A 14,427-nucleotide genomic window follows, 5' to 3' on the forward strand; every position below is an offset into this window, starting at 1 on the left:
AACCGGCCATCAAGGCCGGTTGGGTCCGGAGCGCAGTTTTACTATCAGGGGCGTCTGAATAATACGATGCTGCGCCCGGCCAGATCGAAATCCATTTCTTCGGTAATCCGCATTCCCTGCTGCGCGTTATCGGCAGTCGTCAGTTCAAGTACCCAGCCGCCTTCTCCCCACATCGGAATACGGAACGGTACGCTGCCTTCAAACGGATTGAAAAGCAGTAAGGCGTCATGCCAGATCCCCGCTTCCGGCTGTAGATCGGGTCGACTAATGCATACGCCTATCGTCGATCCCTCATCCCATTGTTCGGATTGCTGCGCCCCTCCGCCGGCGTTAAACCAGCGGATCTCCAGACCGTCACGCCAGCTCTCCCGGCGCAGCAACGGTTGCGTGGCGCGCAGTTGAATCAGATGACGGGTAAACTCCCGTAGCGCATTGGCGGTTTCCGGCAAATTATCCCAGTGGACCCACGATATTTCACTGTCCTGACAGTAGCCATTGTTATTGCCCATCTGGCTGCGGCCAAACTCATCGCCCGCTAATAATATCGGCGTGCCGTGCGAGAAAAGCAAGGTGGTCAGGAAATTACGTTTCTGTTGCTCGCGTATCGCATTGATGCCTTCGTCGTCGGTTGGCCCTTCTGCGCCATAGTTACAGGAGCGGTTATCATTATGCCCGTCATTATTATCTTCGCCATTGGCTTCATTATGTTTGTCGTTATAAGACACCAGATCGTTCAGCGTGAAGCCGTCATGGGCAGTAATAAAGTTAACGCTTGACCAGGGGCGACGGCCGCGCAAATCATAGAGATCGCCGGAACCCAGCAGGCGTGCGGCGAAATCATTTGTGACGTTGTCACCTTTCCAGTATTCGCGCACCGTATCGCGGTATTTATCATTCCATTCGCCCCACCCTGGTGGAAAACCGCCAACCTGATAGCCACCCGGTCCGATATCCCAGGGTTCGCCAATCAGTTTCAGTTTTGCCAGTACCGGGTCTTGCGTTACCGCATCAAAAAAGCCGCCTCTCTGATCAAAGCCTTCCGGCTCACGACCAAGAATGGTGCCCAAATCAAAACGAAAGCCGTCGACATGCATTGACTCCGCCCAATAGCGAAGCGAATCCATCACCATTTGCAGTACCCGTGGATGAGAGGTATTGACGGTATTACCTGTCCCTGTATCGTTAATGTAATAGCGATGCTGATCGGGCATGGTGCGATAGTAAGAGAAGTTATCGATACCTTTAAATGATAGCGTGGGGCCAAGCTCATTCCCTTCTGCCGTATGGTTATAGACCACATCCAGTATCACTTCGATGCCGGCATCATGGAAAGCGCGCACCATATCGCGGAATCCCTGAATACCTTTTGGACCATAGTAGCGCGTCGCCGGCGCAAAAAAGCCCAGCGAGTTGTATCCCCAGAAATTTTTCAGTCCTTTATCGAGCAGATGCTGATCGTCCGGGAACCAGTGAACGGGTAAAAGCTCGACGGAGGTAATACCCAGACTTTTAATGTAATCCACGCTGGCTTTATGCCCCATGCCCTCAAACGTACCGCGTAGAGGCTCAGGGATCGCGGAATTAAGCTGGGTAAAGCCTTTTACATGCGTTTCATAAATAATGGCGTTCGACCACGGTATGGAAGGCCGTTGTCTATCCTCCCAATTCGCCTCAGCCGGATCAATCACCCGGCATTTAGGCGTAAATGGCGCGCTATCCTGGTCATCAAAGGTCAAATCTTTATCGTCATGAAGTAATTGATACGCGAAATGCGCATCGTTCCACTGAATATCGCCCACCAGCTCACGGGCATAAGGGTCGATAAGCAGCTTGTTGGGGTTAAAACGATGACCATTTTCCGGGTCATAAGGACCGTAAACGCGGTACCCATACAGCGCGCCGGGCTGCAACTTCGGGACATAGCCGTGCCATATTTCGTCGGTATATTCCGGTAACTCCAGACGAGCGATTTCATGCTCCCCGCTCGGATCGTAAAGACAAAGCTCGACGCGTTCCGCATGGGCGGAAAAAATAGCGAAATTCACGCCTTCGCCGTCATAATTTGCGCCAAGCGTATGGCTGTATCCTGCTCTGATTTCAAAAGCCCTGTTTGTTGTCATTCTCTTTCTCCACCCACGGTAAACGTTGTCCTGTCACGGCACATCAACACATAAACTCAGTCGCTCATTAAAACCAGTACGCCGCCCTGATGTGAGGCCAACGACAGGCGTTCACCAGGCATTAACCTCTCCTGGGTAAGCACATTGCGATAATGATGCTGATTAAGCTGTCCGGGTATAATAATGTCGGTTCCTGCCCAGAAACCGCTATGCGATTGTGACAATAAGCCGTCACATTCGGCGAACACTAGTCGGGGCGCAACAACAATCAGCGCATCATCATGATTGACTCTGGCGTAAGCGATGACCTTGTCGGCACGCTGACCAACAGCCCGCAGCGGTATATAGTCGCCAAAACGGAAGAGCTCATGATTCTGCTGACGCAAACGCAGTAATGCAGCTGTGACATACTGATTCACCTGCCCGTTCAGCCAACTCTCTTCGCGCGAGAAAACTCCCGGCGTTAGTTGGTCTAACTGCTGCGCCAGCATGGCGAAATCCGGTTCGCGGCGGTTGTCGGGATCGACAAGACTAAAATTCAACGCCTCGCTCCCCTGATAGATATCAGGTACCCCCGGCGCGGTTAATTTGATAACGGTCTGCGTCAGGCTGTTAACCAGCCCTGCGCGGATGAAGGGTTGCAAGGAACGATAAAAATCCTGCAAAAATGTCTGATTATCCGGTGCCAGTAAATAACGGGCGTAATCAAGCATTGCCGTTTCGTAAGCCTCATTACTGTCCACCCAATCGGTACGTAGCTTCGCTTCGCGTAGCGCTTTCTCCACAAAGGCTTCAAAGCGTATTTTCAGCGCGTTTAAACCTGTTTCGTCCTGTGGTTGTAGCATCGGGGGCCAGACGCCGGTCAGCGCCTGATATAACATCCACGTATCCGCCGATTTTGGCGCAGTGCCATCATTTAAAAATTTGACATGGGTCTGGTTCATCTGCCGCCAGCGGGCAAGGCATTCGCTCCACTGTTCCGGCGCTTCGGTAAGCGTATACAGGCGTGCTCGCGCATCCTCGCCTCGCTTGGTATCGTGGGTCGACGTACCGGATAGCGCATCAGGCTGTCGCGCCTGTCGGGTTTTCATCTCATGGTGAAAGCGTTCGATGGAGAAGTGATGCGTAACGGGCTCGGCGCCGACTTCATTTAACGCCAGTCCCATGTTTTGACGAAAGAAAAGCGTATCCTCTACCGATTTCGCCATCAGCGGACCGGTGAGTTGTTGGAACCGAACGCGAAACTGTGTCGCCTCCTCCTGGCTGGAGGCGGGAACATCGCCGGTAAGAAGACGGCTCAGAAATGTAAGCGCTTCTGGCTGCGGAGGATTTTCAAGCGTCTTTACCCGTTCCACAATACGGTGTAACAGGCAAATATCGGTCGGCGGTAGCCCTTCTGCCGTGCCGTAAGTGCGATATACGGGAAAGGCAATTAATAACTCGCGTAACGCCTGCCGAACGACGCTCTCTTCCTGTGCGATCTGTAGCTCGCTGGCAATCGACAGCGCAAGCGCGAGCAGCCGGGTAAATTCCCCCTCGAAATTGCGATCGACCATCAGCAATTTAGCCGCCCGTAATTCCGCCCGCATATCCACTGGCGCGCCTTTAACGGTCTCGTAAGCCTGGCGCAGATTGTCTATCTGCTCATCGTCAACCAGCACCTCCGCCAGCGAGGCGATAAATTCATAGCCTGTGGTGCCGGAAACCGGCCAGTCATCAGGAAGTTGCTCGCCTTTAGCGAGAATTTTTTCCACGGTGATATAGCACGCCGGCCCCACTTCCTGACGTAAACGCGCAAGATAGGCTTTCGGATCGGCAAGGCCGTCGATATGATCGATACGTAAACCGTCAACCGCCCCCGTTCTGACCAGCTCCAGAATCAGCCGATGTGTATCGTCGAAGACGGTTTTATCTTCCACCCGCATTCCTACCAGCCCTGTGACCTCAAAGAAACGCCGATATGAAAGCGAGCGAGCGGCCTCGCGCCAGGACATTAATTTCCACGGCTGGCGCTCATGCAAATCAGCAATAGCGGCTTTATCGGTAAGCGCTAGTATTTCGGCCTCGCGCCCCTGCCACGTCGCCGGCGCAAGCGGATAATAGTTATCATAATAGGCGAACGTGGGTTTACCCGTAGCGGGATCGGGCTTGATCGCAATTTCTCCGTTTTCCAGCACGGCGTCAAACGTGTCGCCTAAAAAAGGCAGCGTCAGTCGGCGCGACCAGTCAATATCGAAATGGCGCGCGTAACGGCTCTCCTTGCCATATTCAAGCACGTCGCGCCACCAGGCGTTTTCCAGCGAGCTGGCCATGTGATTAGGCACAATATCGATGATCAATCCCAGCCCTTGCGCTTTAAGTTCGGCCACCAGTCTTTCAAATCCTTCGCGCCCGCCAATAGAGGGCTCAATCTCATTCGCATCGGTGACATCATAACCATGCGTTGACGCTTTGGTGGCGGTAAAGATGGGTGAGGCATAAAGATGGCTGATACCCAGATTTTTAAGGTAAGGCACCAGCGCCGCAGCGCGATCGAAGGTCATGCCATTGCGAAACTGAAGACGATACGTTGCAGTTGGGATCATGATGCAGACTCTCCCTGGGCTAAGCGGACAATAAGAGAATGTTGGGAAAGCGACCCGGTGGATTCATTCGGCCAGGCGAAGAGAGTCTTACCCGGTAAATCGGGCAGCAATACCGTCGTGGCGCTAATATTCAGCGCCAGTGACAGTGTTCCTCCCGGAAAACGCCAGCTAACGGCAATAAACCCGGGCGCGGTTTGCAATACCGTTCCTGAGCTCTCACGGGCAGCGGACAACAGCGGCACGATATGCTTCTGGCGCAAAAGCAGTAGTTCGCGGGTAAACGCCAGCCACGCTTTACCCTCTTCACTGTGCTGTTGCTTCCAGTTAAGTTTTGAGCGTTGAAAGGTCTCTGGCGCATTCGGGTCCGGAACATTTTCCCCTGCATGATCGGCAAACTCTTTTGCGCGACCTTCACGAACGGCGCGGGCTAAATCCCCATGGAAATCGGTAAAAAAAAGAAAAGGACGGCTTTCGCCATACTCTTCGCCCATAAAAAGCAGCGGAATATGCGGTGAAAGCAGCAACGTGGCGAGCAATACTTTTGTTCGTTCAGCACCCGCCAGGGTTATCAGTCTGTCGCCCTGGGCGCGGTTACCGACCTGATCGTGATTCTGAATAAAATCCACAAAAGCGACCGGGGGTTGTCCGGTACTTTTTACGCCGCGAGGTTCGCCGATTTGTGGTGAAATTTCTCCCTGATAAGCGAATCCTTCGGCCAGCGCTCTTGCGAGGTGTTTTTCCGGGGCATCAGCAAAATCGTTGTAGTAGGCCTGGGTCTCTCCGGTCGCAAAAACGTGGACGGCATTATGAAAATCGTCATTCCATTCGGCGGTAAACAGAGGCGCATTGCCATCCTGATCTCGGGGATGCAGAGAAATAATATTGCGGCTATCTTCGGTGGTCAGATGAATGGATCTGTCGGTAATGTCTTCCCGAATACGTTGTGCGATTTCAACCAGCACATGCCTGGCGCTACTGTCCTCAATCTGATCGATAGCGTCAAAGCGTAAGCCGTCGAGATGGTATTCTGTCAGCCAGTATAACGGCGCCTCGATGATATAGCGCCGCACGGCGTCGACATCATAGGCGATACCATTTCCCCACGGCGTCATGCGCTCTTTGTGGAAAAACGCTGGCGCCAATAGCGGTAAATAATTTCCCTCCGGGCCGAAATGGTTCAGCACAATATCCAGGACGACGGAAAGACCATACCCATGCGCGGCGTCAATAAACGCCTTGAAATCATCCGGCGTCCCATAGGCAGAATGCGGCGCGTAAAGCAGTACGCCGTCATAGCCCCAGCCACGCTCGCCGCCAAATTGCGCAACGGGCATCACTTCAATAACGGTAACGCCGAGTTCAGCGAGATAAGGCAGCTTCGCTATTGCGGCGCGGAAGGTGCCTTCCGGAGTGAACGTGCCTGTATGCATCTCATACACCACGGCCTGCTCCCAACGGCTACCTTTCCACCCGGTGTTGCGCCACGTGTAGCTGCCTGGATCAACCACATATGACGGACCGTTGACGTCAGTTTTTTGAGCGCGGGAAGCCGGATCGGGGACCACCATGCCATCGCTGAGTACAAAGTTATACTCCGTACCTGGCCTCACCCCGGAGACGTCCAGCGTAAACCAGCCGTCACCGCTCGCCTGCATTTCCTGGTCTTTACCCGCAAGCCTGAGCATAACCTTTTGCTGACCGGTGGCCCAAAGACGAAAGCGGACAACATCAGCGGCGATATATTCAGCTCCCCAGCTTTTGCAAAAAATTTTTGAACTCATTTGTCGCTCCGTTTAACCCATAACCTCTACAGCATCCGAAAAACAAGCATAGACTATGGGGCTAATTTTTACGTGACACTGTCACTTAACAGGCATTCTTTTTCCTATCTGCGTGTAAAACCGTGGAATTATTGTCGGGATTGCTCAGATGTACCGAAGTGCGCGGTATCGCCTCGCCCGTGTTCGCCAGAGCCCTGAACACGCTGTAGCTGGATAACCTCCCCCTGCTCCCAGGCGTTAGCCCCCTTAACAACGGGATGTTCAGGCAGATCCTGCCGTTCGCGTTTAATGGCCTGGGTATCAATTCCCAGACGGCGATCCCGATCGGCCAGCAGCACGGGGTCAAGCTGCCCGTCGCCAGTAAAGCCCATCATCAGCGCAGGGATACCCATTGGCAGGGTTTTATCCCGGTCGGTATGCCAGGTGTGCCAAGTCTTGCCATAAGTATTAACAATCTTACTCATCAACGCCTTATCAGCGACCTGCGGTAAGCCAGGCGCCACCAGGCTACCGGATTTCACCTCGTACTGGTGGCTGTGCCACAGTTTTTTCTCCTCGGGAGGAAGCGTTTTAAATAAACGTTCGCTGATAATGTACTCCACCCCCATCAGGCGCGCGTTTTTCGTATTGCCGTCGTAAATCACCGCCTGCATGACATCTTCGTTCAGGACGGTAACGTAATGGTGCGCTTCCATCTGTCCGTTTTTATCACCGCTATAAAAATGGAACCCGTCAAGGTAGGTACTGATGGCATCGACAGGTGGTCTGGATTGAATAGCCGCCGCGCCTGTTTCCAGGGTACGTAATTTGGCAGAGGTTTTTTCCCCGGGAATAGGCGTTTGCGGCGGCGTATTATTGGCGCCGCATCCGGCCAGAAAAGGAATGATAAAGAGTGCCAGCGGTAAAATTTTCATTAGGTCTCCATATAGTGAAAGGGCTCTAATGAAAATAGTGCAATACCACGTGATTGGTAGAAGAAATGGAAGATGTTATTTGTGACGGCGTCACAAATAGTAAAACCCGACACACAGGCCGGGTTTTGATATCAGTTTACTCTTATTTTGAGAGTTCTTTCTTGATTTCGTCTTTTATTTTGCTTAATTCACTCTGCGGGTTTTTCTTACAAAGCTCAACGGCTAGCGGCACTGCTGTCGTCTCAGTTTCCTGGAAATCAACGTAGTCCCCGCCTTTAAAATCTTCATCTTCATTCAGCACCCAGAAAGCGACTGGCGCCATCGTCTGCGGATTGAGGTCAACAAACTCCTGGCAGCTCATACCTTTAGGCGTAACGTTTGTTTTAGTAGTATCTGTTGCCGCATTCACGCTAACACTGGTTACCAGCGCTGCCACGATAATACCTGCTGTAGCAAGGGAGAATTTATTCATTGTTGTTGCTCCAATAATTATATAAATAACCTCTACATCTGCGCGTTAACCCGTTAATGTAGAACGCAGAAAATAATACCCCTCCTCTCTCAGGAATAAAGATCACCCTCCGCGATATGGCTATTATTGATATTTACGTTGACTGATTTTGATGTTTGATGAATAAAGCAACATGGCGAGCAGATTTTAAGGCGAAAAAGTAGACCACGACAATAGCCACAGACGTGGTCTACGGCGCGTTGAGGTGATAAAAATACGGCAGGATCTCAGATAGACCGGGAGCGAGCCCTCCGCCTGAAGGTATATTCAACAGCCCGATAAACAAGAGTCGTTACCGGGCTGGCGAGGTTATCAGGCGTTAAGCTGGTAGTCGAGGGTGATTTCCGCATTCAGAACCTGCGATACCGGGCACCCGGCTTTTGCTTTCTGGATGATTTGATCGAAAGTTGAAGCATCAATATCTGCTACCGCGACTTTGCTTTGTAGCGCAATTTTGGTAATGGCGAAGCCCGCCTCCACCTTATCAAGCGATACGTCAGCGGTGGTGTCAATGGATGTCGGCGTAAATCCAGCCTCTCCCAGCATGAGTGATAGCGCCATGGAGAAACAGGCCGCATGTGCGGCGCCAATTAACTCTTCCGGGTTGGTTCCCTGCGCGCCTTCGAACCGGGTATTGAATCCATACGGTTGTTGATTAAGCACGCCGCTTTCTGTTGATACAGTACCTTTACCTCGTTTGATGTCGCCTTCCCAGTGTGCCTGACCTTTCTTATGGATTGTCATTTTTGCTCTCCTGTTGGCTCAAAAAATAAAGTATAGACCATCCTGCTAATCTGCGTTGTCCATGCCGATGGATATAGCATGTTATCAATTACCCGCACTTCAGATATAGAAAATAGTTGTATGCTTTTTCAGTGATGAATATTAAACCAACAGGCCTCCCTTTCTTTAAAGAATATATCCTTCTTTTTATCCTTACTTTTTCTTCCGGAGGCGTATTCCATTATGTATATTTTCATTCAAATTAAGATTCGTCTTATCTCGTTGTAATAAAGAATAAAAATCGCAATAAGTAGCCTTTTAAATGTATATTAATTGACCACTACTAGTATGAGGATATGTAATTGGCAAACGTAATATATTTTCTTCTGGGGTAAGCAATTAGAGTTCCGCCTTGCGTTAAAATAACTCCAGGACTAATCTTAACCACAGCCGCAAAAATATTTGCCATGCTGAATACGAATTAATTTTCTGCGAGCCGTACTAAATAAATACATGTTCACGGAGGCATTATATGTTTACTTATCACTCAGCAAATACCTCAGCAGCACAACCGGCCCTGGTCAACGCGATTGAACAAGGATTACGCGCGGAGTTAGGCGTTGTCACCGAAGATGATATTTTAATGGAGCTTACCAAATGGGTTGAGGCTTCCGACAATGACATCCTCAGTGACATCTACCAGCAGACCATCAACTATGTGGTAAGCGGGCAGCACCCGACTCTGTAAAACCTGCTATGCTGTATCGGCAACCTTAGGGGTTACGTTTCTTTCGCGTAAGCGAATTTGTCCTTAAAACTAGCAACAGGATTGAGGAGTTAACATGAAATCGAACCGTCAGGCTCGTCATATACTTGGACTGGATTACAGAATTTCCAACCAGCGTAAGGTTGTTACTGAAGGCGACACCAGCAGCGTGGTGAATAACCCAACCGGCAGAAAGCGCCGCGCCGATAGCCAAAAGTAATCGTACAGTCCTGAAATGACGTTAAACACCATTGCATCTGCAATGGTGTTTTTGTTTATAGGAATGACCTTAACGTCTCACAATGCTTTATACTCAGGGTCGGTTCCCTGGTGGAAGGCAATATATGATGATAAACGACGGTGCCAGGGACAGTTATTCGAAAAAGAGTGAGTAACATGGAAACTACAACCAAGAAAGCACGTTCCCTTTATATCCCTTACGCTGGCCCTGTATTGCTGGAATTCCCCCTGTTAAACAAAGGCAGCGCTTTTAGCGTAGAAGAGCGCCGCAACTTCAATTTGTCAGGGCTGCTGCCGGAGGTCGTCGAATCGATTGAAGAACAGGCCGAACGCGCCTGGCTCCAGTATCAGGGGTTTAAAACAGAAATCGATAAGCATATTTACCTGCGTAACATCCAGGATACCAACGAAACGCTCTTTTATCGACTGGTGCAAAACCATCTTGAAGAGATGATGCCGGTTATCTATACCCCGACCGTGGGCGCGGCCTGTGAGCGCTTCTCTGAGATTTATCGCCGGGCGCGCGGCGTATTTATCTCTTATCCGAACCGTCACAATATGGACGACATTTTGCAGAATGTGCCTAACCACAACATTAAAGTTATTGTGGTGACGGATGGCGAGCGGATTCTGGGGCTTGGCGATCAGGGCATCGGCGGGATGGGGATCCCTATCGGTAAGCTGTCATTATACACCGCCTGCGGCGGCATTAGTCCGGCCTATACCCTTCCCGTTGTGCTGGATGTCGGCACCAACAATCAACAGTTACTCAACGATCCGCTTTACATGGGCTGGCGTCATCCGCGCATTACCGACGATGAGTATTATGCGTTTGTCGATGAGTTTATTCAGGCCGTTAAGCAGCGCTGGCCAGATATCCTGCTACAGTTTGAAGATTTCGCGCAGAAAAACGCAATGCCGCTGCTGACGCGCTATCGTGATGAGATTTGCTCCTTTAACGATGATATTCAGGGCACCGCAGCCGTGACCGTCGGTACGTTGATCGCCGCCAGCCGCGCTGCCGGCAGTCAGCTTAGCGAGCAGAAAATCGTTTTCCTCGGCGCGGGTTCCGCCGGATGTGGGATTGCTGAACAGATCATCGCACAGACTCAGCGTGAAGGTTTAAGCGAAGATGCCGCCCGACAGAACGTTTTTATGGTCGATCGCTTCGGCCTGCTGACGGACCGGATGCCAAATTTATTGCCGTTCCAGGCAAAACTGGTGCAGAAATGCGACAATCTCCAGCACTGGGATACCGAAAATGACGTGCTGTCGCTGCTGGATGTGGTGCGTAACGTGAAGCCGGATATTCTGATCGGGGTTTCCGGCCAGACCGGGCTCTTTACTGAAGAGATCATCCGCGAGATGCATAAGCATTGCCCTCGCCCGATCGTCATGCCGCTCTCTAATCCCACCTCTCGCGTGGAGGCCACGCCACAGGACATTATCGCCTGGACGGAAGGCAACGCGCTGGTGGCAACCGGCAGTCCATTCTCGCCGGTCATCTGGAAAGATAAGGTTTATCCGATCGCACAATGTAATAACGCCTATATTTTCCCCGGCATCGGTCTGGGGGTTATCGCTTCCGGTGCATCGCGCATTACTGATGAAATGCTGATGTCAGCCAGTGAGACGCTGGCGAAACATTCTCCGCTGGTGAATAACGGCGAAGGGTTAGTGTTACCAGCGCTTAAAGACATCCAGGTCGTGTCGCGCGCTATCGCTTTTGCCGTAGGTAAAATGGCGCAGCAACAAGGCGTAGCGGTGAAAACCTCAGCGGAAGCGCTGCAACAGGCGATTGACGATAACTTCTGGAAACCGGAATACCGCGACTACCGTCGGACTTCCATTTAATACGTACCCGGCGGTGAATGCCGCCGGATATCACTTTCTTCTTTAGTTTTGGCGAGTCTGTCGACACACCTGAATTCCTTTTCCTGCTTATTTGTCAAGCTACTAATATTAGCCACCTTTATGTATTGAACGGGGATTTATCAGGATAATCCTGGCTAAACTATTACATTGTATTTCTGCCGCCTTGCATAACTCATCAGAAATATTAATCCTAAAGAGGTAATAGCGCCTTACCTGCTATTACTTATCTGCTATGCAGTTCACTATTAATAAAAGGAGAAGGTTATGAAAGCTGCTGTTGTCACACAAGATCATCAGGTTGATGTTACTGAGAAAACGCTGCGTCCCCTTCGCCACGGTGAAGCTTTGCTAAAAATGGAGTGCTGCGGCGTATGCCATACCGATCTACACGTGAAAAACGGCGATTTCGGTGACAAAACCGGCGTCATTCTGGGACACGAAGGCATTGGCGTCGTGGCGGAAGTCGGTCCCGGTGTCACCTCGCTGAAACCCGGCGATCGCGCGAGTGTCGCGTGGTTTTATGAAGGATGCGGACACTGTGAGTATTGCAATACGGGCAATGAAACCTTATGCCGCAACGTGAAAAATGCCGGTTACACGGTAGATGGCGGCATGGCCGAAGAGTGTATTGTCGTCGCGGATTATGCGGTGAAAGTACCGGAAGGTCTGGACTCTGCGGCGGCAAGTAGTATTACCTGCGCGGGCGTTACCACCTATAAAGCGGTGAAGATTTCTCATATTAAACCTGGCCAGTGGATTGCCATCTACGGTCTGGGCGGTCTGGGTAATCTGGCCTTGCAGTACGCGAAAAACGTTTTCAATGCGAAAGTGATCGCCATTGATGTCAATGATGGACAACTGAAACTGGCCGAGGAAATGGGCGCAGATCTGACCATTAATTCACGTACGGAAGATGCGGCTAAAATTGTGCAGGAAAAAACCGGTGGCGCGCACGCAGCGGTGGTTACCGCGGTCGCTAAGGCGGCGTTTAATTCCGCAGTAGATGCCGTTCGCGCCGGAGGCCGCGTGGTGGCAGTCGGGCTGCCGCCAGAAGCCATGAACCTTGATATCCCTCGCCTGGTGCTGGATGGCATTCAGGTTGTCGGTTCGTTGGTGGGGACACGCCAGGATCTGACCGAAGCCTTCCAGTTCGCGGCGGAAGGAAAAGTCGTGCCAAAAGTCGCTTTACGTCCGCTTGAAGATATCAACGTTATTTTTAAAGAGATGGAACAAGGGCAAATTCGTGGCCGTATGGTCATCGATTTCCGTCGTTAAACGATTTGCTGTGGTCGTCTGAGTATACAGACAGCAGATGAAAACAAGGCGCTACGAGGATAGCGCCTTGTTTATCAGATCGCGAAAGAATTACTGAATACCTTTTTCGCTCTCTTTTTTTGCTTCCGCCTTCTCGATTTCACGATACCAGCGTGGATGATGTTTCTTCGCCCAGCGACGGCTGACCTTCCCTTCGATCATGCCTTTAATCGAGCCTTTCACCCAAAATGCCATATACATATGGATGAGGATCGCGTGCATTAAAATAATGCCCGCCGCCGCATGAATTAACAGGCTATAACGCACCACCTGCATGGGGAAATACTGCGCGAAATACGGACGCCAGATAATCACGCCAGTCACCAGCAGCACAAAAATCATGCTCATAATGGACCAGAACATCATCTTCTGTCCGGCATTGTATTTGCCGACATCCGCCACCTTATGCTCATTGCCTTTCAATACTTCGACAATATTTTTCAGCCACGGAATGTCTTTTTTATCCGGGATGTTGTGGTGGACGAAACGCACGAACATAAACATCAGCGCGATGAAAATGGCAATACCGAAGAACGGGTGCAAAATACGTCCCATCTGCGGCGTGCCGAAAGTTTGCGTCAACCATTGTAGCGTCGGGAAGAAAAACGAAATCCCCGACAGCGCTACCAGGAAGAAGCAGATCACCACCGTCCAGTGACAGGCGCGGTCGACAAATTTCGTGCGCACAATCATTTTCGACTTACTCATGATGATCCTCCTCATCGTCGTCCGTTTCTTTATTCGGGCCAATACCGATGTAGTGGTAAATCAGACCGGCGAAAGTGGCGATAAAGCCCGCTGCGGCCAGCGGTTTTAGCGCCCCTTTCCACAGATTGATTGAGGTATCGATCTGCGGATCTTTCGGCAAGCCGTGGTACAACTCCGGCTGATTGGCATGGTGCAGCACATACATGACGTGCGTACCGCCGACGCCCTGCGGGTTGTAGATACCGGCATGTTCAAAGCCGCGCGCTTTTAACTTCTCCACGCGTTGCTCGCCCAGTTCCAGCATCTCTTTTTTGGTGCCGAAGTGAATAGCCCCGGTCGGACAAGTTTTGACGCAGGCCGGTTCCTGGCCCACGCTGACGCGATCGACGCAGAGCGTACATTTATAAACGCGGTTGTCCTCTTTGTTGAGGCGCGGAATATTAAACGGACACCCGGCGATACAGTAACCACAGCCGATACAGTGTTCAGATTGAAAATCAACAATCCCGTTCGCGTACTGGATGATAGCCCCGGCAGATGGACAGGCTTTAAGACAGCCTGGATCTTCACAGTGCATACAACCATCTTTACGAATCAGCCACTCCAGCTTGCCGTTCTGCTCGGTTTCGGTAAAGCGCATCACCGTCCAGGACTTGGCGCTGAGATCGGCAGGGTTATCGTACACCCCGACACAATGACCAACGTTATCGCGAATATCGTTCCATTCAGAACAGGCTACCTGGCAGGCTTTACAGCCGACACAGGAGGAGACGTCGATCAGTTTCGCGACTTCGGCTTTGTAATCACGCGCCTGCGGAGGCGGCGTGATGGCGTTTGTTGCGGACCGTTTAATAATGTCCTGCGTTTCCATAGACATATGTTCGCCTCCC

At 51.2% G+C, this 14,427-nt stretch carries 12 protein-coding genes; 4 read left to right on the forward strand and 8 right to left on the reverse strand.

All coding sequences use genetic code 11. The features are described 5' to 3' along the window. Positions 1-44 precede the first annotated feature (44 nt). From glgX to NBA72_RS02210, 6 genes are all read right to left on the reverse strand, one after another. Positions 45-2,120: a glycogen debranching protein GlgX gene (glgX, locus tag NBA72_RS02185; RefSeq protein ID WP_042947269.1), complete on the reverse strand. Its 2,076-nt coding sequence runs from the start codon at positions 2,118-2,120 to the stop codon at positions 45-47. Between the two features lie 56 nt (positions 2,121-2,176). Continuing rightward, positions 2,177-4,705, reverse strand: coding sequence for a malto-oligosyltrehalose synthase (gene treY / locus NBA72_RS02190; RefSeq protein WP_042947267.1), 2,529 nt, complete (start codon positions 4,703-4,705; stop codon positions 2,177-2,179). Then, entirely contained in the window at positions 4,702-6,486 is a 1,785-nt protein-coding gene (treZ, locus tag NBA72_RS02195) for a malto-oligosyltrehalose trehalohydrolase (RefSeq protein WP_042947265.1), read from the reverse strand. The genes treY and treZ overlap by 4 nt, the downstream gene beginning before the upstream one ends. A 128-nt stretch (positions 6,487-6,614) precedes the next feature. Further along, positions 6,615-7,400, reverse strand: coding sequence for an OBAP family protein (locus NBA72_RS02200; protein ID WP_000698601.1), 786 nt, complete (start codon positions 7,398-7,400; stop codon positions 6,615-6,617). 142 nt (positions 7,401-7,542) lie between these two features. Beyond that, positions 7,543-7,872: an acid-activated periplasmic chaperone HdeB gene (hdeB, locus tag NBA72_RS02205; protein ID WP_001032161.1), complete on the reverse strand. Its 330-nt coding sequence runs from the start codon at positions 7,870-7,872 to the stop codon at positions 7,543-7,545. Positions 7,873-8,223: 351 nt separating this feature from the next. Beyond that, entirely contained in the window at positions 8,224-8,655 is a 432-nt protein-coding gene (locus NBA72_RS02210) for an OsmC family protein (RefSeq protein ID WP_000152297.1), read from the reverse strand. A gap of 511 nt (positions 8,656-9,166) precedes the next feature. On the opposite strand from NBA72_RS02210, the gene bdm reads away from it, so the two are divergent. The 4 genes from bdm to adhP all read left to right on the forward strand — a co-directional run bounded on the left by bdm (position 9,167) and on the right by adhP (position 12,790). Next, positions 9,167-9,382 (forward strand): biofilm-dependent modulation protein, encoded by a 216-nt coding sequence (gene bdm, locus NBA72_RS02215; protein ID WP_000495700.1) that lies wholly within the window; start codon positions 9,167-9,169, stop codon positions 9,380-9,382. Between the two features lie 94 nt (positions 9,383-9,476). Then, positions 9,477-9,620: a stationary-phase-induced ribosome-associated protein gene (sra, locus tag NBA72_RS02220; protein WP_000841559.1), complete on the forward strand. Its 144-nt coding sequence runs from the start codon at positions 9,477-9,479 to the stop codon at positions 9,618-9,620. Positions 9,621-9,796: 176 nt separating this feature from the next. Next, on the forward strand, positions 9,797-11,494 hold the full coding sequence (locus NBA72_RS02225) for an NAD-dependent malic enzyme (RefSeq protein ID WP_000450511.1): 1,698 nt from the start codon (positions 9,797-9,799) through the stop codon (positions 11,492-11,494). Positions 11,495-11,779: 285 nt separating this feature from the next. Continuing rightward, complete coding sequence (adhP, locus tag NBA72_RS02230) at positions 11,780-12,790, forward strand: alcohol dehydrogenase AdhP (RefSeq protein WP_000642447.1); 1,011 nt, start codon at positions 11,780-11,782, stop codon at positions 12,788-12,790. Positions 12,791-12,880: 90 nt separating this feature from the next. On the opposite strand, the gene fdnI is transcribed toward adhP, so the two are convergent. Continuing rightward, positions 12,881-13,537 carry a formate dehydrogenase-N subunit gamma gene (gene fdnI, locus NBA72_RS02235; protein ID WP_000045658.1) on the reverse strand — a complete coding sequence of 219 codons (657 nt, stop codon included), beginning with the start codon at positions 13,535-13,537 and terminating at the stop codon, positions 12,881-12,883. After that, entirely contained in the window at positions 13,530-14,414 is an 885-nt protein-coding gene (fdxH, locus tag NBA72_RS02240) for a formate dehydrogenase subunit beta (RefSeq protein WP_000061599.1), read from the reverse strand. Before fdxH ends, fdnI begins: the two co-directional genes overlap by 8 nt. Between the last annotated feature and the right edge of the window lie 13 nt (positions 14,415-14,427).

This window comes from Salmonella sp. NW1250, from assembly GCF_051812965.1.
Classification (GTDB): domain Bacteria; phylum Pseudomonadota; class Gammaproteobacteria; order Enterobacterales; family Enterobacteriaceae; genus Salmonella; species Salmonella enterica.